This window comes from Corynebacterium sp. 5QC2CO (assembly GCF_024580435.1).
GTDB lineage: Bacteria > Actinomycetota > Actinomycetes > Mycobacteriales > Mycobacteriaceae > Corynebacterium > Corynebacterium jeikeium_D.
Map to the genome: position 1 here is coordinate 128,722 of NZ_JANIKI010000006.1, position 19,465 is coordinate 148,186.

General features: G+C 58.5%; 17 protein-coding genes. 15 read left to right on the top strand and 2 right to left on the bottom strand.

Annotated elements, in window-relative coordinates:
- Positions 1-61: 61 nt before the first annotated feature.
- The 3 genes from NQ014_RS06890 to manA all read left to right on the top strand — a co-directional run bounded on the left by NQ014_RS06890 (position 62) and on the right by manA (position 3,785).
- On the top strand, positions 62-1,441 hold the full coding sequence (locus NQ014_RS06890; protein WP_257074453.1) for a phosphomannomutase/phosphoglucomutase: 1,380 nt from the start codon (positions 62-64) through the stop codon (positions 1,439-1,441).
- A 38-nt stretch (positions 1,442-1,479) separates the two neighbouring features.
- Positions 1,480-2,496 carry a hypothetical protein gene (locus tag NQ014_RS06895; protein WP_257074454.1) on the top strand — a complete coding sequence of 339 codons (1,017 nt, stop codon included), beginning with the start codon at positions 1,480-1,482 and terminating at the stop codon, positions 2,494-2,496.
- Between the two features lie 86 nt (positions 2,497-2,582).
- Entirely contained in the window at positions 2,583-3,785 is a 1,203-nt protein-coding gene (gene manA, locus NQ014_RS06900; RefSeq protein WP_257074455.1) for a mannose-6-phosphate isomerase, class I, read from the top strand.
- Here manA and NQ014_RS06905 read toward each other — a convergent pair.
- On the bottom strand, positions 3,782-4,558 hold the full coding sequence (locus NQ014_RS06905; RefSeq protein ID WP_257074456.1) for a hypothetical protein: 777 nt from the start codon (positions 4,556-4,558) through the stop codon (positions 3,782-3,784). The two genes, manA and NQ014_RS06905, sit on opposite strands and share 4 nt — an antisense overlap.
- A gap of 350 nt (positions 4,559-4,908) precedes the next feature.
- On the opposite strand from NQ014_RS06905, the gene NQ014_RS06910 reads away from it, so the two are divergent.
- From NQ014_RS06910 to secA, 9 genes are all read left to right on the top strand, one after another.
- Positions 4,909-5,283 carry a DUF4259 domain-containing protein gene (locus tag NQ014_RS06910; protein WP_049191146.1) on the top strand — a complete coding sequence of 125 codons (375 nt, stop codon included), beginning with the start codon at positions 4,909-4,911 and terminating at the stop codon, positions 5,281-5,283.
- A 67-nt stretch (positions 5,284-5,350) separates the two neighbouring features.
- The gene (ahcY, locus tag NQ014_RS06915) at positions 5,351-6,805 is read left to right on the top strand and encodes an adenosylhomocysteinase (RefSeq protein ID WP_257074457.1); all 1,455 of its coding nucleotides are present in this window, start codon (positions 5,351-5,353) and stop codon (positions 6,803-6,805) included.
- 45 nt (positions 6,806-6,850) lie between these two features.
- On the top strand, positions 6,851-7,480 hold the full coding sequence (locus NQ014_RS06920) for a dTMP kinase (protein ID WP_257074458.1): 630 nt from the start codon (positions 6,851-6,853) through the stop codon (positions 7,478-7,480).
- A 54-nt stretch (positions 7,481-7,534) separates the two neighbouring features.
- Complete coding sequence (mtrA, locus tag NQ014_RS06925) at positions 7,535-8,209, top strand: MtrAB system response regulator MtrA (RefSeq protein ID WP_187404316.1); 675 nt, start codon at positions 7,535-7,537, stop codon at positions 8,207-8,209.
- A gap of 78 nt (positions 8,210-8,287) precedes the next feature.
- Complete coding sequence (mtrB, locus tag NQ014_RS06930) at positions 8,288-9,961, top strand: MtrAB system histidine kinase MtrB (protein WP_257074460.1); 1,674 nt, start codon at positions 8,288-8,290, stop codon at positions 9,959-9,961.
- Positions 9,962-11,803: an LpqB family beta-propeller domain-containing protein gene (locus tag NQ014_RS06935; protein ID WP_257074461.1), complete on the top strand. Its 1,842-nt coding sequence runs from the start codon at positions 9,962-9,964 to the stop codon at positions 11,801-11,803.
- A 493-nt stretch (positions 11,804-12,296) separates the two neighbouring features.
- Positions 12,297-12,554, top strand: a complete 258-nt coding sequence (locus NQ014_RS06940) for a hypothetical protein (RefSeq protein WP_257074462.1) — start codon at positions 12,297-12,299, stop codon at positions 12,552-12,554.
- A 161-nt stretch (positions 12,555-12,715) separates the two neighbouring features.
- Positions 12,716-13,375, top strand: a complete 660-nt coding sequence (hpf, locus tag NQ014_RS06945) for a ribosome hibernation-promoting factor, HPF/YfiA family (protein WP_016422210.1) — start codon at positions 12,716-12,718, stop codon at positions 13,373-13,375.
- 161 nt (positions 13,376-13,536) lie between these two features.
- Positions 13,537-16,239, top strand: a complete 2,703-nt coding sequence (gene secA / locus NQ014_RS06950) for a preprotein translocase subunit SecA (protein WP_257074463.1) — start codon at positions 13,537-13,539, stop codon at positions 16,237-16,239.
- Positions 16,240-16,242: 3 nt separating this feature from the next.
- On the opposite strand, the gene NQ014_RS06955 is transcribed toward secA, so the two are convergent.
- The gene (locus NQ014_RS06955; protein WP_257074464.1) at positions 16,243-16,866 is read right to left on the bottom strand and encodes a hypothetical protein; all 624 of its coding nucleotides are present in this window, start codon (positions 16,864-16,866) and stop codon (positions 16,243-16,245) included.
- 288 nt (positions 16,867-17,154) lie between these two features.
- On the opposite strand from NQ014_RS06955, the gene NQ014_RS06960 reads away from it, so the two are divergent.
- The 3 genes from NQ014_RS06960 (at position 17,155) to NQ014_RS06970 (ending at position 19,449) form a co-directional block, all read left to right on the top strand.
- Entirely contained in the window at positions 17,155-17,565 is a 411-nt protein-coding gene (locus NQ014_RS06960) for an HAD-IA family hydrolase (RefSeq protein WP_038627918.1), read from the top strand.
- A complete protein-coding gene (locus tag NQ014_RS06965; protein WP_257074465.1) occupies positions 17,565-18,056 on the top strand; it encodes a hypothetical protein in 492 nt (163 codons plus the stop codon). The genes NQ014_RS06960 and NQ014_RS06965 overlap by 1 nt, the downstream gene beginning before the upstream one ends.
- A gap of 328 nt (positions 18,057-18,384) precedes the next feature.
- Positions 18,385-19,449 carry a flavin reductase family protein gene (locus tag NQ014_RS06970; RefSeq protein ID WP_257074466.1) on the top strand — a complete coding sequence of 355 codons (1,065 nt, stop codon included), beginning with the start codon at positions 18,385-18,387 and terminating at the stop codon, positions 19,447-19,449.
- Positions 19,450-19,465: the final 16 nt, after the last annotated feature.

Consider the following 19,465-nt stretch of genomic DNA (forward strand, 5'->3'; position numbering starts at 1 on the left):
GAGCCTCTCTGTGGCTAGTATCATTTTTCACAAAACTGATACTTACCCAGAGAGGTTTTTCGTGGGCACTTACAATCGTTCCGATTTGGATGCCGTCATCAAGGCCTATGACGTGCGCGGTGTTGTCGGTGAGGGCATCGACGCGGACCTTGTCGGAGCCATCGGCGCCGCCTTCGGACACGTCATGCGTTCAGAGGGCGCAACACGTGCCGTAGTTGGCCACGATATGCGTGAGTCCTCACCGGAGTTGGCGGCTAGTTTCGCCGACGGCGCGGCAGCACAGGGGCTCAATGTCACCCTGCTTGGCCTGACCTCTACGGACGAGCTGTATTTCGCCTCCGGAGTAAAGGAATGCCCGGGTGCGATGTTCACTGCCAGCCACAACCCAGCTGAATACAACGGCATCAAGATGTGCCGTTCGCTTGCCCGCCCAATCGGGCAGGAGACAGGGCTTGCTCAGATTAAGGATCTGCTTGTCGACGGAATCCCGGAGTACACCGGCACTCCGGGCGAAATTGATCACGAGGATGTTCTGCAGGATTACGCGGCCTTCCTCCATGGGCTGGTCGACATCCGCTCTGGCCGTCGCCTGAAGGTCGCAGTCGATGCCGGTAACGGTATGGGGGGACTGACAGTCCCGGCAGTGCTCGGGGAAGACATGGATGTTGCTGACCTCTACTTTGAGCTCGACGGCAACTTCCCGAATCACGAGGCCAACCCATTGGAGCCCGCCAACCTCGTTGACCTGCAGAAGTTCACGGTGGAGCAGGGCGCAGACATCGGTATTGCCTTCGATGGCGACGCTGACCGCTGCTTCGTCGTTGACGAGAAGGGTAACCCGGTCAGCCCATCGGCCATCTGTGCGTTGGTGGCCACCCGCTACCTGGAGCGGAACCCGGACGCGGCTATCATCCATAACCTGATCACCTCGCACGTCGTGCCGGAGATGATTGTGGAAAACGGCGGAACCCCGGTCCGTACCCGTGTTGGACACTCCTTCATTAAGGCGCAAATGGCCGAGCACAGTGCTGTTTTTGGTGGCGAGCATTCGGCGCACTACTACTTCAAGGAATTCTTCAACGCTGACTCCGGCATGCTCGCCGCCATGCATGTCCTGGCCGCACTGGCCGAGCAGGATAAGCCACTGAGCGAATTCATGGCCGAGTACAACCGCTACGAGGCCTCGGGTGAGATTAATTCCCGCCTGGGCAGCGCAGAGGAGCAGCAGGCTAAGCAGAAGGAAATCGAGACTGCGTTTGCCGATCGCACCGAGTCCTCGGACTGGATGGATGGCCTGACCATTGAGCTGGCGGACTCCAAGGCGTGGTTCAACGTCCGGGCCTCCAATACGGAGCCGCTGCTGCGTCTGAACGTCGAGGCGCCGACGCGTGCTGAGGTCGACGCTCTTGTCGACGAAGTTCTCGGCATCATCCGCGGTTAATCAACCCCACACGCCCGTTTTCAGGCATGCTTGGGAGTATGACCTCGTCATTCGACTCCTCCCATAACCCGCGCCAAGAGGCCCTGTTCTACCGTATGGCCACTGCCGGCGCAGGTCTCAGAACTGCTGCCTCCGCGACTCGCGGGGGAGCGTTTGCTCAACTTCCACTGCCGCGCAGCGCGGTCATCCTCGTGGGAAATCGTCGGGCGCAGCTCGCCGCCGAATCCGTGCGCGCGCTTGCCGACGACATCCGCTGCCCGGTCGTAATTGCGCATCAGTTGCCCAGTTATGTCGGCGCCCTCGACTTGGTCATCGTCTGTGACGACAACCCCGGCAGCCCACTGGGTGCAGCTTTGGCTGAAGCTGATAGGCGAGGAGCAGCCACAGTCGTGGTGGACCCCGGTGAAGGGCCATTGCGGGCCGCCGGTAGCCCCGATACGGTTGTGGTTCCGCGCCCGGCGATGGCGGAGTCGGCGTCCTTTACCGCCTATGTCGGTGCCATCGCCAGCGCGCTCACCGAATGTGGCGCCACCACTCTGGCTCCGGCTGGGGTAGTTGAGGAAGTCGCCGATGCGGTGGACGCCGATATTGCGGCTTGTGCTCCGCAGCGAGATGAAACAGTTAATCCCGCGCGGCAGGTAGCGCAGTGGTTGGCCGGCCGCAGAATGCTTGCAGTGTCGACAACCTCGGCGCTGGCGCCGGTAGCGGAGCTGGCATCGTTACAGATGCTCGAGGCAGGCGTGGTCTCGGCATCGTCGTCGATAAGCGAATTGTCTCTTAGCGTGGGCGCATTGCTCGCTGCAGAACCCCAGGCAAGCCGGGATATTTTCTATGACCCGTTCATTGATGGTGGGGATGAAGGGGCGACAGTGCTACCGTTGGGGGCGATTGTTTTAGCTGCGCCGAACAACGTGGGCCACTACCGGAACCACTACGGCGAGGCTGGATGGGCTCGTGTGGAGTGCCCTGCGCTCGATGCGGAGACTCATCATCCACTGGTTGAAGTATGTGTTACTGCAGCCAGAGTTGGTGAGATTGCGGCGTTTTCTGCGTAATCGCCGGGTGTCACCGAAGGCTTTTGGGTCTTCGGTGAGATTGGCGTGCTCGCGCCAGTAGTGACTATTAGAGGAGTGATACGGGCATGGAGCTGTTGGACCCCGTGCTGCAGTCGTACCCCTGGGGGTCTCGTACACATTTGGCGAGAATCACCGGTGCGGACGCTCCCACATCGAAGCCCTGGGCGGAACTGTGGTTTGGTGCGCATGCACTGGCATCGGCCACAGTGGCCGGCACGCCGCTGGATGAGCTCATTGCGCAGGATCCAGCGGCTGCGCTCGGATACGCAATTGACGCCGACAACGGCAGGCTGCCGTTCCTGTTGAAGCTGCTCGCAGCCGATGAGCCGCTATCGCTGCAGGCACACCCCACCTTGGCAGAAGCTCAGGAGGGGTTTGCACGCGAAAATGCGGAGGGCATTCCGGCCACTGCGCATTTCCGCAATTACCGGGACAACAACCACAAGCCAGAACTCATTGTCGCCCTGACCACTTTCGACGCGTTGGCCGGGTTCCGCACGGTGGAGCGCACGAAGGAGTTGCTCGCGGCGCTGGCGGTACCGGAGCTCGACCACTACATGGGACTGCTCGATGCCGCCGATGACGAGAGCGCTCTGCGGGCATTGTTTACAACGTGGTTGACGTTGCCCCAGGATGTCCTCGATGAGCTGGTCGAAGCCGTGGCTGCCAAGTGCGCGGGTTACAGTGGCGATGACGAGGAGTTTTCGCGAGTAGCCGAGACCACCTGCGAACTGGCTCGAAAGTATCCGGGGGACCCGGGAGTCCTGGGTTCGATGCTGCTTAATCGCCTTCGCTTACAGCCTGGCGAAGCCATCTACCTTGGTGCGGGACAGCTGCATGCTTACCTCAATGGCATGGGCGTGGAAATCATGGCCAACTCCGACAACGTGCTGCGCGGAGGCCTGACCTCTAAGCATGTCGATGTCGTGGAGCTACTGCGCGTGCTCTCTTTCCGCCCGCTGCCAGATCCGGTGCTGCAGTCGCGGCTGACCGATGATGGCTGGAATGACTATGACGCGCCGGTGCGCGAGTTCCGCCTTCGTTCGCGGGACCTGGAGTCTGGCGAACATGTTCTGCTCGCCGCCGAATCCGCCACGGTTGTGTTGTCTACAGCGGGCACGGTGACGTTGCGTCACGACGACTCCGTGGTTGAGGTTCCCAGCGGCCATGCGGCCTGGGTTCCGGCTGTCGACGCAGCCGATATTGAGCTGACTACGGGCCAAGACGGGGCAACCGTTTTTGTCGCGACCGTCCCGCGGGTGGGTTAGTCCTCGTCGCTATCGAAGAGATTTCCCAGGAATCCGGAGTCCTTCGGCTTTTCCGGGATTGGGGAAATCTTGCTATTGCTGGCCCCATTGCCGCCAGCGGTGTCCTTCTCCTTCGAAGGGGCCTGGTTGTTCGGTGGTGTCGGCACCTTCGGAGGTGTCGGCTCCTTTGGGGACGTCGGCTCCTTCGAAGGAGTTTTCTGAGGAGTCTCGGACGGAGTTGTGGTTTGCGTACCCGACTGGGACTGCGCCTGCGATGAAGGCGGCTTCGGCTCAGCTGCTGCGCCACCGTCGCCTTCCGGAAGAGTGTCGTTCGGCTTTTCCGAGTTATCTTCCGGTAGCAGTGGCACCGGTTTGCTCGGGGTCGGCGAAGAAACGTCGTCAGAAGTGGGCTCTGTGGTCTCCGTGGTCGTCGGAGGTGTTGATGTCGTCGACGTCGGAGTTGTCGTACTTGAGCTTGTGGAAGTCGGCGGGATATACGCCTGCGGTGGCAGGTACGGATCCTCAACGATCTCGGTGCTCGATGGTGTGGTCGGACGAGGTACCAGACTGCCAGTCGTCTCAGTCAGCGAGGAATCTGAATTCGATTCAGTGCTCTGCTGCAGCTCGGCATCACTAGGAACTGGAGGCAGCGGAGCAGAGGTCTCCATTTTCGACTGAGAGCCGGCGTTTTCCGGATTCGCCCCCTCGGCAGCATTGCTGTCGGAGCAGCCAACGAGCGAAACGCTCAGGGGAAGGGCTGCGAGCAGAAGAGCTCCAAAAGCCTTCTTCACCATGGTAGGTACTCCTTTCGTGTCATGCGTGAGGTCGCCCTGTAACGAAAAAGATAACAGTTGCATTACGAGGTCTGGGAACTAACTTAACATGCCCGTTATCTTCTCTCTAGGGTGAAAATTGTGCTGGAGGGATTAAATGTGTCTCTCGCACTGTAAAAGTGACGAAAAGTCGGGTAGAACTTCGGTAAGGCCACATGCGGTTTTCCGGCTAGCGGTACGTGCAGGCGACAGCTATTAGGGCGGCGGCCAGATTACCGTGGGCTCGTCGAAAAGCGCTCTTTGGAAAGCGCTCGTCGAAAGACGAAAACTGGCAATTGGTTCGAAGCGCGAAAGGAGCGTGGCCACCTATCATGTCCATCTGGGAGACTGAGGTTTTTGGTAGCGATTCGGTCATTGAACTCTTCGATGAGGTTCAGGATCTCGACTCACAGGATCGCGTTGGTGCATTGATTGATGCTGGCCGCATTGGGGTGGATTCCGAAAGCAGCGATGAGAAGGCATGCGCACTCGCGGCGGCTGTGATTATTGCAATTTGGAATGGTGCGCCATTTAGCGGCGGTGACATTGTGGAGGACTACAGCTTCATTCGGGAGGGGATCTCGGAGGCGCACGGCAGCGAGGAAGATGCGTTGGCTATCGCATCTGAGGTATTCGATAGTCTTCTGGGGGAACTCAGTGAGTCTGACCAGGCGGCGCTGGAAAACTGCGTCGAAGCGGTAGAGTAATTCTCGCGTCCCCAGTAGTGATTCTTTAAGAAGAATCTCACGTCAAAGAATCTAGAGAAAGCGTTACATGTCCTCGAAGAACATTGATTTCAAGGTTGCAGACCTCTCCCTGGCTGAGGCTGGTCGTCACCAGATTCGTCTGGCTGAGCACGAGATGCCGGGCCTAATGGCGTTGCGCGAAGAGTACGCAGAGCAGCAGCCACTGGCTGGTGCCCGTATTTCCGGCTCCATTCACATGACGGTTCAAACCGCGGTGCTCATCGAGACCTTGACGGCGCTGGGCGCAGAGGTCCGCTGGGCTTCCTGCAACATCTTCTCCACCCAGGATGAGGCCGCTGCGGCTGTCGTCGTTGGGCGAGACGGCACTCCGGAGGGCCCGCAGGGTGTTCCGGTTTTCGCTTGGAAGGGCGAGACGCTGGAGGAGTACTGGTGGTGCCTCGATCGCATCTTCGACTGGGGCGATGAAGATGCCAACATGATTCTGGACGACGGCGGCGACGCCACGATGGCTGTCATTAAGGGCATGGAATTCGAGGATGCTGGCCTGGTGCCGCCTGCAGAAGAGTCGGATTCGGACGAGTTTATTGCCTTCAAGGACATGCTTCGCGCCAGCCTGGAGAAGGATGCCGGCCGTTGGCACCGAATTGCAAAGTCGGTCAAGGGTGTTACAGAGGAGACGACCACTGGTGTCCACCGCCTCTACCACTTCGCAGAGCAGGGCGTGCTGCCATTCCCAGCCATGAACGTCAACGATGCGGTCACCAAGTCCAAGTTCGATAACAAGTACGGCACCCGCCACAGCCTTCTGGACGGCATTAACCGCGGTACCGACATGCTGGTTGGCGGCAAGAATGTGCTGGTTTGCGGTTACGGCGATGTGGGTAAGGGCTGCGCGGAGGCGCTGGCGGGTCAGGGCGCTCGCGTTCAGGTCACCGAGGCCGACCCGATTAACGCATTGCAGGCATTGATGGACGGTTTCGACGTCGTCGCTACTGAGAGCGTCATCGCAGATGTCGACATTGTCATCACCGCCACAGGTAACAAGGACGTCATCACTTTCGAGCACATGCAGCAGATGAAGAACCACGCGCTGCTGGGCAACATCGGCCATTTCGACAACGAGATTGACATGCATAGCCTGCACCACCGCGATGATGTCCGTCGTGTGGAGATCAAGCCGCAGGTCACCGAGTACATCTTCCCGCATGCTGACGGCGAGGAGCGCTCTCTTATCGTGCTTTCCGAGGGGCGCCTGCTCAACCTGGGCAATGCCACCGGACACCCGTCCTTCGTAATGTCGACCTCGTTTGCCGACCAGACAATCGCGCAGATTGAGCTCTACTGCAACGGTGATAAGTACGACAACTCTGTCCACCGTCTGCCGAAGATTCTGGATGAGAAGGTCGCTCGCATTCATGTCGAGGCACTCGGCGGCGAGCTCACCCGACTGTCCAAGGAACAGGCCGAATACATCGGCGTTGACGTCGAGGGGCCGTATAAGCCAGAGCACTACCGCTACTAGTCCTAGCCAAGGCTAGGCCGCAGCCATGTGCGCGAGGAGAAAAATTTGATTATCGCAGTCGAAGGAATCGACGGTGCTGGCAAGAACACGCTTGTCACAGCTGTTACCAATCAACTCCGAAGTCAAGGGCACTCCGTTTCTTCGATGACCTTTCCGGCGTACCGGCAGACAATCTTCGCTGATTTCGCCGATCAAGCCTTGCACGGTCAGCTCGGCGACACCGCGGACTCCGCTTGGGCAATGGCACTCCTGTTCGCTCTGGACCGCAAAGAACGTCGTCAAGCGATTATTGATGCTGCGCGCGAGAACGATGTTCTGATTATCGATCGCTACGTCGCGTCCAACGCGGCCTACTCCCTGGCTCGCACACAGGATCCGGAGATCGTCGAGTGGATTGAGAAGACAGAATTCGAGGATTTCCAGCTTCCGCTTCCCGACGTTCAGGTCTGTCTGGCCACGTCGGTGGGAGTGGCAGCCGACCGCGCACGCAAGCGGGAAGCCTCTGATGTGCAGCGAACTAGGGATGCCTACGAAAAGGACTCGGGTTTGCAGGAGCGCACGCTGGCGGCGTACCAAAAGTTCGCGGAGGGCTCGTGGCAGTCACCATGGCTGATGCTTACGGGGGACGATGGGGCGGACCGCCTTGTGGAATGGATTAGTGCACGCCTGCGCTAGTCACCTCAACTGGAAACTACAGAACTAGATAGCTTTACGTTTAGAATATGTCGCATGAGCTCAAAAATCCTGGTTGTTGATGATGATCCGGCCATCGCCGAAATGCTCACGATGGTGATGGAGCGCGAGGGCTTCGACACAGTAGTAGTCGACGATGGTCTCGAAGCCGTCAAGGCAGCAGAGCGGGAGAATCCAGATTTGATTCTGCTGGATCTCATGTTGCCGGGCATGAGTGGTGTCGATGTCTGTCGCACTGTGCGCGAGACATCGGCGGTGCCGATCATCATGTTGACTGCGAAGACCGACACGGTCGATGTGGTCCTCGGCCTGGAAACCGGTGCGGATGACTATGTCACGAAGCCCTTTAAGCCGAAGGAGCTCGTGGCGCGTGTGCGCGCTCGGCTGCGTCGTCAAGAGGACAGCCCGAGCGAGACCCTCGAGGTCGGCGACTTGACCATCGACGTGCCCGGTCACGCCGTGTTCCGCGATGGCAAGGAGATTTCTCTGACCCCGTTGGAGTTTGACCTATTGCACACTCTTGCATCCCGTCCGAAGCAGGTCTTTTCCCGTGATGAGTTGTTGGAAAAGGTCTGGGGATATCAGCACACCTCGGATACTCGACTCGTCAACGTTCACGTTCAGCGTCTGCGCTCGAAGATTGAACTGGATCCGGAGAACCCCCAGATTGTGCTGACCGTCCGCGGTGTCGGGTACAAGACGGGTGACTAATCAAGGCCAGTCAGCTTTAGTGGGAGCCGATTCTTGCGTCGATTAATAACGAAGCTTCGAGACTTCACCAATAGGGGAGTGACCTGGGCGGTTACGCTCTGGCGCACGTCTATTCAAGCGCGCATTCTGACCTCTGTGGTGGTACTGAGCGCGATGGTGATTGCGGTACTCGGTTTCGCGCTGGCGACTATTGTTACCCAGCGGCTTATCGACGCAAAGGTTACTGCCGCCGACGAGGAAATTGACCGTGCTCGCGCGGTGGTGGAGCAGGCGATTGAGAACTCTTCGTCCAACGAGCTGCAAGCTCTGCTCAACGTGGGACGGGATGCCCTTGTGAACCGTGCAGCCGGTTCCGGTGCTGCACCACTGACAAGTTATGAACCGCTGCTCGTGGCGCCGGTGCCACGAGGCACGGTGTTGGCTTCATCGCCGATTAAGGCCGATGTTCCAGAACGATTGCATGAAGTAGTCCGGCAGGGACAAATTGCATATCAGGTACGCCAAGTCACTGACAATCGCGGTGATACGTACTCGGCGTTAATTATCGGTAGCCCCACTTCTACCTCGGTTGATGGGCTTGAGCTCTATCTGGTCACCTCTATGGCCGCAGAGGAATCGACTATTAAGTTGGTTCGTGGTTTGCTCGCCGGTGCGACAGTAGTCATCATGGCGCTTCTCGGCGGTATTACTTGGTTCTTCTCCAATCAGGTGACGACACCAGTGCGTTCCGCCGCCCAGATTGCCCAGCGCTTTGCCGACGGTCATTTGCGCGAACGCATGGTCGTGCAGGGTGAAGATGACATGGCGCGACTGGCCATGAGCTTTAACAAGATGGCCGAATCGCTGTCGACGCAGATTAGACAGCTGGAGGAGTACGGCAGTCTGCAGCGACAGTTCACCTCCGATGTTTCGCATGAGTTGAGGACGCCTCTGACCACGGTGCGTATGGCCGCCGATCTTATTGCTGACGGCGCTGAGGACCTCGATCCGGCGACTCGCCGCGCAGCTGAGCTGATGAACGAGGAGCTTGAGCGTTTTGAGATGCTTCTCAATGACCTGCTCGAGATCTCACGCCACGACGCCGGCGTTGCTGACCTGTCTGCAGAAAAGGTCGATGTCCGTCGCTGCGTGGATGCTGCCTATCAGCAGGTAACGGTCGTGGCTAAGGAGACCGGTACACCCATCCGCTTCCATCTGCCCGATGAACCGGTAATGGCGACAGTCGACTCGCGTCGTATCGAGCGCGTGCTACGCAATCTTATGGCCAACGCTGTTGACCACAGTGAGGGCAATCCGGTGGATGTCACAGTGAGGGCGAGCGATTCCGCGGTTTCGTTTACGGTCGTTGACCACGGTGTGGGGCTAAAGCCGGAGCAGCAGGAACTGGTGTTTAACCGTTTCTGGCGTGCTGACCCCTCGCGTGTCCGACGCACCGGCGGTACGGGACTTGGCTTGGCGATCGCGCGCGAGGACGCACAATTGCACGGTGGGGAACTAGAGGCATTTGGCGTGCCGACGGTCGGTAGCTGTTTCCGTCTGACTGTGCCACTGGAGCCCGATGCGAGCTTCGGTGAGCCTCCGCTCGGACTGGAAGTTCCCCCGCTGCCTGATCAGATTCCACACCAGCAGGAAATTGGTGCACGGGAGTTGGAATCGGAATCGAATGCACCGCAAGTCAAGAGCCAGGATCAGGGTAAGGGGCAGAGGACTAGCGATAGCGAATCCCAACAGGCACGAGAGGAGGATAGTTAAATGACGGCGCAGCAACAGTCGAAGGCTCGTCGCGTCCTGCGTAAGACAGTGGCGCTTAGCTCGGTGATCATTTTGGGCACGGCCGCAGGATGTACCACCATTCCGCGGAACACCAGCCCCCAGGTGCTGCGTCCGTTTGAGGCGCCCCAAGTTCGTATTGAAGTTCCGCAGCCACGTCCGAATGTCAATGCAGACATTGTCCTGCGCGACTTTTTCGCCGCGGCCGCGCATCCGGTTGATGATTTTCAAGCTATGCGTGCCTTCATGACCCCGGAACTTGCGGCCAGTTGGAAACCGCAGGATAGCGCCCGCATTCTCGACGGTGTCAACCTCATCGCTCAGCGGGATGAAGGAGGATCGCGACAGTCCTTCGTTGCCCGAGGTCGCAGCGTTGGTCAATTCGGTACTGATGGTGCTTATGAGCCCCAGTCCGGTGACTATGAGGAAACCGTGGAGATGAAGCTCGGTTCGGATGGGCAGTGGCGCATTTCCTCGCTGCCGGACGGTGTTGTCATGGAGCGTCAGGCATTCCTGGAAAACAATGTGCCTCGCAATGTCTATTTCCTCGACCCGGCGGGTAATCATTTGGTCACAGATCGTCGTTGGCTCTATCGTGGCGTCACCGATGGTGCGACCAATCTGTTGACAAAGCTGAAGAACGGACCATCAGCACCACTGCGACCGGGCGTCACCACCGTGCTCAAGCCCAATGCCTCAATTGCGGTGGAAGCAGGACCTGTGTCCAACGCGGACGGTCGCAGGGTCGAAATCACCGGATTGGGTGAAGTTTCCGAGGAGCTGCGTGTCATGCTCGCGGCGCAGATTATCTGGACTCTCGACTCGGCAGATTTCCGTGGTCCGTGGATGCTCATGGCCGACGGCGAACCACTAGTTGCCAGCCACGACGAGCCGTGGACGAAGGACACCGACACAATCCAGCTCTACGACCCGAATCATCTACCGGCTGATAACGCACCGTTGCGGACGGTCGACCGCAGCGGTATCTACGATATCGCCGACGGCCACGCCACACCTGTGGGACGCGGCTGGACCGCCAGCGGCAGCACTGCGGTGTTTTCCGCGGCAGTGGGCGTCAACCCCAATGGCAGTGAGCTTATTGCCGCGGTGTTCCGCTCGGCTGTGGATGGTCGTGCCGGTTCGTATGACCTCGGTGAGTCCACATTGATGCTCGGCGGAATACAAGATCAGCCGGTTCCTGTGCTGACTGGCGAGAGCCTCACCCGTCCGACGTGGTCTCCAGACGCCGAGGCGGTCTGGACAGTGAAGGACGGTACAACCGTCGTACGCCTGGTTCGGCAGTCGACGTCGTCCCGGATTCAGCAGGAGGAGGTCGATACCTCTGAGCTCAATCACCTTCTTGACGGCGGCGAAGGCGCGGGGCGCCAGAACGCCAGTATTTCTGAATTCCGCATCGATTCTTCAGGCACGCAGGTAGCGATGATTATCGCTGGTGAAGTCTATATCGCCACCATCGAAAGGCATGACGATAAACCGTGGAAGTTGACGCACCCGCGCGCTCTGCCGCTCCCTGAAAACGTTTCCCCGGTGTCGCTGACGTGGTCGCCGAATCAAACGATCACGGTGGGTGGTTACAGCGGAGACACCCCGATGTGGAGTGCCTTCCCGGACGGTGCGACCAGCTCCGTTCTGCCGAAGCTCAACCTGACACCGCCAATTCCTGTAGTTACCGCGACCTCGTCGAAGCGTTACGCATTGGATGCCACCGGTGTCATGGAGCTGATCTCCAGCGAGGGGCAGCAGCAGTTCTGGCGCCAGGTTCCGGGTGCGCGCGGTCGAATGGCTCCGGTGTCTGTGGAATAAGCGCAAATCGGGGAGGGGATTAATGGCGCAGGGGAGGTCATCGCAGGAATTTCTGCGCGCGCTTTACGACGTTACCCGCGATGCGATCGGCCTCGTGATACCGGAAACCTGTCCGGTGTGCGGCTGCTCCGGGGCGCTGTGTCGCGGTTGCAAGGACGATCTTCAGCAACCTCCAGTGCGGTTTTCACCGCGGGCTGCGTTACGCGCAGCAGCGTGGACCTGCGGTCCGTACTCGGGTGCGAGGAGACATCTCATTTTGTCGGCCAAAGAACGGGGCAGTGGTGAAGCCAGACGAATCATGGGGGCCGTGTTCGCCGCTGCGGTACGAAGGCTGGCCTCTGATGGCCATATAATGCCCCCGGAAATTACCCCCGTCATTTTGATTCCCGCGCCGACAAGATCGTCATCCCGTCGACAACGGGGTGGGGACCCGGTAACAATTGCCTGCGACTTTGCTTGCAGTCAGCTCCCCTCCAGTTCGGTATTGCCCCTGGTGCGCATTGGCGGGCGCACGCGGGATTCCGCGGAGCTGGGGGCTTCTCAACGCAGACGAAATCTTTCTGGCCACATTGTGCCGCTGACGCAATTCAAGCGCGGAATTAGCGACAAGCTGCTACAACGCTGTGCGCAGGCGACAGTAATTCTGGTTGATGATGTGGCCACCACTGGTGCCACGGCAGCGGAAACCGAGTTGGTGGCAGCGTCATTGGGGATTCGCATCGACATGGTGTTGGTGCTCGCCCGGGCGTAGACGCAGGGGTGTCGTCGGCAAGCGAAAAATAAACGAGGGGAACGTGGCATTGGTTACCCCCGGAACTGTATCCTGGGGGTGCAGAAAGACTCGTCACCGTAGACGCCGTGAGTAATCCCGCTCACGGAAGGGCGGTGGCCATACCGGGAGGTAGGTAGCAAGTGTCCACACCTGCTGACAACAACGAGGTACTCAGCCCGAACGCTCAGGTGACCATCACCGGGCGCAATGTTGAGGTTCCAGAGCACTTCGCAGATCGTGTTAAGGCGAAGCTGGCGAAGATTGAGCGCCTCGACCCGACTTTGACCTTCTTCCACGTGGAGCTCCAGCACGAGCCGAATCCGCGCCGTGCAGACCGCTCTGACCGTATTCAGATCACCGCTACTGGCAAGGGGCACCTGGCTCGTGCGGAAGCGAAGGAAGATAGCTTCTACGCTGCACTGGAGTCTGCTCTGGGCAAGATGGAGCGCTCCCTGCGTAAGGTGAAGGCTCGTCGCAAGATTAGCCGTTCTGGCCACCGTGCACCGATGTCCGTCGGTGAGGCAACTGCTTCGCTGGTTGCAGAGGCTGAGGCAGCGGCTCCGGAAAAGGCTGATCCGTACGAGGATCTGGTTGAGGACGTGACCCCGGGCCAGGTTGTGCGTACCAAGCAGCACTCCGCAACTCCGATGACGGTGGAAGACGCTCTGTCTGAGATGGAGCTCGTCGGTCACGACTTCTACCTCTTCGTTAACGAGGCAACCTCTCGTCCGTCCGTGGTCTACCGTCGTCACGCATACGACTACGGTCTGATTGAGCTGGCAGACGAAGACGAGAAGTAAGTCTTCACCAAAAAGAGCACGCAATACCGCGCAGAGCTGTGTATTGGTAAGTAATTGCTCACATGAGCCCGTCTTCTCTTAGAAGGGAAGGCGGGTTCGTCGTATAATTAACCGTTGCACATTAAAGTTCGACGTGAATCGGCCGGAAAGGTCCCAATTTAGTGTTTTCGCTCAGCAAGTTGCTCCGCATTGGTGAAGGCCGCGCTGTCAAGAGGCTTGGCAATATTGCAGATCAGGTCATCGCCAAGGAAGACGAGTACGCAGCTCTTTCAGACGATGAACTCCGTGCCAAGACCGAGGAGTTTAAGAAGCAGCTGGCTGACGGTGCCGATGTAGACGATTTGCTGCTGGATGCTTTCGCCACTGCGCGCGAGGCATCCTGGCGCGTGCTGGGTCAGAAGCACTACCGCGTCCAGGTTATGGGCGGTGCTGCACTGCACTTCGGCAACGTTGCCGAGATGGGTACTGGTGAAGGTAAGACCCTAACCTGTGTCCTGCCCGCATACCTCAATGCGTTGGCAGGCAAGGGTGTTCATGTCGTTACGGTTAATGACTACCTGGCTAAGCGTGACGCGGAGTGGATGGGCCGAGTCCACCGCTTCCTGGGGCTTGAGACTTCCGTGATTCTCTCTGAGCTCAGCCCGGATCAGCGCCGCAAGGCCTATGCTGCGGACATCACCTACGGCACTAACAACGAGTTCGGTTTTGACTACCTGCGCGATAACATGGCGCATTCGCTCGACGATTTGGTGCAGCGTGGGCACCACTTCGCCATCGTCGATGAGGTTGACTCGATTCTGATTGACGAGGCCCGTACCCCGTTAATTATTTCCGGTCCGGCAGATGGCGATCCGCACTGGTACCTGGCGTTCTCCAAGATCGTGCCGCGTATGAAGCGCGACATTCACTACGAAGTCGATGAGCGTAAGCGCACCATCGGTATTCGTGAAGAGGGTGTTGAATTCGTTGAGGATCAGCTGGGTATTGCCAACCTGTATGCTCCGGAAAACTCCTCGCTGGTCAGCTACCTGAACAATGCCCTGAAGGCCAAGGAGCTGTTCACCCGCGACAAGGATTACATTATCCGCAATGGTGAGATCCTCATTGTCGATGAGTTCACCGGTCGTGTGCTGGCAGGCCGTCGCTATAACGAGGGCATGCACCAGGCAATTGAGGCCAAGGAAGGGGTGGAGATTAAAAACGAGAACCAGACGCTGGCAACCGTTACGCTCCAGAACTACTTCCGCCTCTACGACAAGCTGTCTGGTATGACCGGTACGGCTGAGACCGAAGCGGCTGAGCTGCACCAGATTTACAAGCTGAACGTCATGGCGATCCCGCCGAATCGCCCGAAGCAGCGTGAGGATCTGCCCGACCTGATTTACAAGACGCAGGAGGCAAAGTTCGCCGCTGTTGTCGAGGACATTCGCGAATGCCATGAAAAGGGCCAGCCAGTTCTCGTTGGTACGACGTCGGTCGAGAAATCCGAGTACCTTTCCAAGCTCCTGCAGCGCGAAGGTATTCCTCACTCTGTGCTGAACGCTAAGCACCACGAGAAGGAAGCTGAGATTGTCGCAGTGGCGGGTCGTCTCGGAAGCGTTACCGTGGCAACTAACATGGCCGGTCGTGGTACTGACATCGTGCTGGGCGGTAACCCGGATATCATCGCTGACCTGAATCTGCGCTCTCGTGGTCTGGACCCGGTGGAAACTCCGGAAGAGTACGAAGAGGCGTGGGACGCTGAGATTGAGCGTGTTCGTCAGCAGTCGAAGGAAGAAGCTGACAAGGTACGTGAGGCCGGTGGCCTCTACGTCCTGGGCACTGAGCGCCATGAGTCGCGCCGCATTGACAACCAGTTGCGTGGTCGTACCGGTCGTCAGGGTGACCCGGGTGTTACCCGCTTCTACCTGTCCATGCGCGATGACCTCATGGTTCGCTTCAACGGTCAACGCATGGAAGCGCTGATGAACACTCTGAATGTCCCGGATGACGTTCCCATTGACTCCAAGGTTGTCTCCAATTCCATTAAGAGCGTTCAGGCTCAGGTGGAAAGCCAGAACTTCGAAATCCGTAAGAATGTTCTGAAGTATGACGAGGTTATGAACCAGCAGCGTAAGGTCATCTACGCTGAGCGCCGTCGCATCCTCGAAGGTGAGGATTTGAAGACTCAGGTCCGTGACATGCAGGACGACGTCGTCGATGCGTACGTCAACGGTGCCACCGCTGACGGTTACGTGGAGGATTGGGACCTCGACGAGCTGTGGAATGCCCTTGAGCAGCTCTACAGCCCGACGTTTACGGCGCAGGAGCTCATTGATGGCTCTGACTTCGGTACCCCGGGTGACCTCTCCGCCGATGAGCTGTCCAAGGCTCTGCACACGGACATCTCGGCCAGCTACGACCAGCTTGAGGATGCGGTCTCCGCAATTGGCGGCGACGACCAGATGCGCAACATCGAGCGCTTCACCATCCTGAACGTCATGGACCAGAAGTGGCGCGAGCACCTCTACGAGATGGACTACCTCAAGGAGGGCATTGGCTTGCGCGCCATGGCCCAGGCTGACCCGCTGGTGGAGTACCAGCGTGAGGGCTACGACATGTTCACCGCGATGATGGACGGCATCAAGGAAGAATCGGTTCGTCAGTTGTTCCTGATCCGTAAGCAGGTTATGCCCGCAATGGAAAACGCCGAGGGGCAGGAGAACCAGGCTCCAGCTCTGCCAACGGAAGCTGCTGAGCAAAATCAGCAGATGACTTACTCCGGCCCCAGCGAGGACGGCAGTGCAGAGCAGCAGCGCGTGGATCAAGAGTCTGAGGGCAACCGAGCGCAGCGTCGGAAGGCGGCTCGCAAGCGCCGTCGCTAAGCACTAAAGCACACGAAACGCGGTCATGATCCATGGCCGCGTTTTTGCTGTTCCGCGGCGGAAAGTGCCCGTGAACGCGCGAACGCGCGGACCGACACGGCAACTACCCAGGAACTCGACCTTTTTGCCGTCCGCGGAAGCGCTGGCGTGGAAGGATTGCAACGCGACACCCTTGAGGCCGGAGTTCTTCGACAGCGTGAGTATCGCAGCGTGAATAATCGGGTCGATATTGATGCGACGCAGATCGTTGACTCGCCTGCGACCCGCGATGATGTCGAAGACGCGGCGAGTAATCGTGCCTAGCTCCTGCCTCAGGCTCTGCTCACAGTGCTGGACGACGTGCGGTGTTTGCGGCGTCTTTTTCGCAGCAGGAGTGGCCACGGCTGGCGGTAATGCCGTCATGACAGCGGTCCCGGTGACAGCGGAGCATCCGCTATAGGTCGGTGCCACTTTTGAGGTTTGAGAGGCAGCGGCATTACCTGACTGGCCAAGTTGAATGGTGTGGAGAAGCGAAAAGCCCGTTGCCGGTTCAATGGATTCCCTGCCACCGGAGCGGTGCTCAGCGGCGTGCGATAGCGCGTAAGGCATCGGCGCCTGAGATGTTGGTACGTGAGACGTAGGTGCCATGGATTAATCCCCCTAAAAACTCTCCATTGGCAAGTTCCCCCTTGCTGAAGACCATTGTCCTACAAGTGCTTTAAGTGTGCAGCTTGTGAAGGGAAATTCACGGCCGGCATGGGGGGGATTTGGGAGATGATGCAGTCGCGAAATGGTCTGAGTGTCTCGCAGTTAATGGCCCTATCGGTTTCCGTCAAGGGCGTTCTGGTCGTCTACAAATGGGCGTAACGAACAGCCAATTAACACGCTGAACTGGAAAAAAGGCAAACGTGCAGGTCATGCGATAAACTACAGGCCATGCGCGGAATGATTATCGATTACTGTGGTGTCCTTGACGGCACGGATGAAGACCAGGCACGTTGGCGTAATTTGCTGGTAGAGGCGCGTGCAAATGGTGTTGGCCTGGCAGTCCTGTCGAATGACCCAGGTGGCCCATCGGCGGATCCGATTCGCAAGCTCGAAGATGAGGGCCTGGTAGACGCAGTTGTCCTCTCTGGTGAAATTGGCCATGAGAAGCCTTCGGCAGAGGCTTTTAATGCAGCCGCTGCGGCTATTGAACTGCCGGCACGGGACTGCGTGCTGGTAGATGATTCGATTGAGAACATCCATGCGGCCGTCTCTAACGGCATGGTGGGAGTCTTCTATCAGCAGTTCGACCGCGCAGTGGTCGAGATTGCCGGTCTACTGGGGCTCGAGGGCGAGTTCTAATGCGTGTCTATATCCCAGCGACTTTCTCCATGCTTGAGGCGCTTAAGGAGGATGAGCTCTTCCACGCCCGCGGTGGTTGGGGCTTCGCTGTCACTGAAGCGCTGCGCGATTTCTTTACTGAGGGCGATGATGAGGAACTGGCAGACGTAGCCTTTGATGAGGCTGCGCGTGCGTCGCTCCGTCTGCTCGATGCCGCAGAAGAGAGGTTCCCGCACCGTCGAGTGGTCATTTCCGTTGATGTGGAGGCGGAGCCGCAGTCGGATATGGGAGATGCCGTGGTTAAGGTCGGCGGCCCAATTTCGCTTGCCGACGTTGCAGCGCTCCACATTGATGTGGAAGAGGCGGAAAGCAAGGTTGAGGCTGCGATTGATGCCGTCGATAAGGCAGATCTCGGTGACGAGGATGCGGAGCTCACTGTCGGCGATGCGCTGGAGATCCCGCTGGCGTGGTACGACGTAGCTGAGCTCGGCATGGTGGTCGACTTCCTGTAGTAGCGCGTGCTCGGCGTTAAAGAAGGGGACTGGGTTTAGGAACCCAGCCCCTTTTTGTATGGCACAAGTGTTTTCAGCGGGGGTATAAAAGGCGGGATTGTTTTGTGTGGATAAGCTCCATGTCAAAGGGGGTGTTTCGCACGGGAGTGGGGGTAATGACAATTTCGCTATTTGTGTCAAAATCATTTGTTTCTCTTGACCAATAACTTACCGCTCCGTAGTCTACGTCTAAGTAACCTACGGACACGTAATAATGAATCGGGTGGGGCATGTCTGCTGCTGAACAGTGTTATTACTTGTTCGCCCGTGACAGTCAGGAGGGCCAAAAATGGGGCTTAAGACCAAAGTTTCCCGGGTATTCAAGCATTTATCCACGCCACTTTTGCCCGATGATTACACGCATTTGCTAAATCCGCTGTGGTCAAGTCGCGAGCTGCGCGGTCAGATTGAGGCCATTAATTCCACATCTCCTACTTCAGCAGAGTTGATAATCCGTCCGGGTTGGGGGATGCCAACAGACTTCAAGCCAGGCCAGTTCATCGGACTCGGCGTAGAGGTCAAGGGGAAATACCTGTGGCGTTCCTACTCGCTGACAAATGCACCGCGGCCACATGACGGGCTGCTGACTATCAACATCCGTGCGCTCAACGACGGCTACGTGTCCCAACACCTCGTCGCCAATGTAAGGCCGGGTACTGTCGTCCGCCTGGCTGCCCCGGCTGGGGATTTCCATCTTCCGGAGCCGCTCCCAGCCCGCATTGCGTTTGTTACCGCAGGCTCCGGTGTAACTCCGGTGATTTCCATGCTGCGTGATCTTTCAGCTCGCAATGCCTCAGTGGAAGTCGAACACATTCACTCCTACCGCGGCGAGGCAGAAGCTGTGTTTGTCAACGAACTTCGCGAGCTGGAACAGCGCAGCGCTACTAGCGCGTTGAAGTATCACCTGCATGCCCGGAATACCGAGACGCAGCCGCGGATTGACGCTGCGGCGGTTACCGACATCATTGCGGACTTTGGAGCGCTGGCATCGTCGGCAAGCGCCTATGCCTGTGGTCCGGTTGAACTGTTGAAGAACCTTGAACCGGAGTTTCCCGGGCTGCGGACGGAACGTTTCACCGTTGACCGCTCGGCGGCAGGGGAGGTCGGCGGCACGGTGAGTTTCGGCAGCCGAGGCGATATCGATGTAGACGGTGCAACGACCATCCTGGAGGCGGCCGAGAGCGTCGGGGTCGACCTGCCGTACGGCTGTCGGATGGGAATTTGTGCGACGTGCGTGCAGCAACTCTCCGACGGCGCAGCACGGGACATCCGCACCGGTGCGACGTTTGTGGCGGGCGAGCGGGTCCGAACGTGCGTCTGTGCGCCGGCGGGGCACGCGCGTATCGAACTGTAAGTTCGCCCCACATCTA

Bases quoted from the DNA above. Each gene is read 5' to 3' on its own strand.
- NQ014_RS06895 (WP_257074454.1), top strand. From the start codon at position 1,480: ATGACCTCGTCATTCGACTCCTCCCATAACCCGCGCCAAGAGGCCCTG.
- manA (WP_257074455.1), top strand. From the start codon at position 2,583: ATGGAGCTGTTGGACCCCGTGCTGCAGTCGTACCCCTGGGGGTCTCGT.
- NQ014_RS06905 (WP_257074456.1), bottom strand. From the start codon at position 4,558: ATGGTGAAGAAGGCTTTTGGAGCTCTTCTGCTCGCAGCCCTTCCCCTG.
- NQ014_RS06910 (WP_049191146.1), top strand. From the start codon at position 4,909: ATGTCCATCTGGGAGACTGAGGTTTTTGGTAGCGATTCGGTCATTGAA.
- ahcY (WP_257074457.1), top strand. From the start codon at position 5,351: ATGTCCTCGAAGAACATTGATTTCAAGGTTGCAGACCTCTCCCTGGCT.
- mtrA (WP_187404316.1), top strand. From the start codon at position 7,535: ATGAGCTCAAAAATCCTGGTTGTTGATGATGATCCGGCCATCGCCGAA.
- NQ014_RS06935 (WP_257074461.1), top strand. From the start codon at position 9,962: ATGACGGCGCAGCAACAGTCGAAGGCTCGTCGCGTCCTGCGTAAGACA.
- NQ014_RS06955 (WP_257074464.1), bottom strand. From the start codon at position 16,866: ATGGCACCTACGTCTCACGTACCAACATCTCAGGCGCCGATGCCTTAC.
- NQ014_RS06960 (WP_038627918.1), top strand. From the start codon at position 17,155: ATGCGCGGAATGATTATCGATTACTGTGGTGTCCTTGACGGCACGGAT.
- NQ014_RS06965 (WP_257074465.1), top strand. From the start codon at position 17,565: ATGCGTGTCTATATCCCAGCGACTTTCTCCATGCTTGAGGCGCTTAAG.
- NQ014_RS06970 (WP_257074466.1), top strand. From the start codon at position 18,385: ATGGGGCTTAAGACCAAAGTTTCCCGGGTATTCAAGCATTTATCCACG.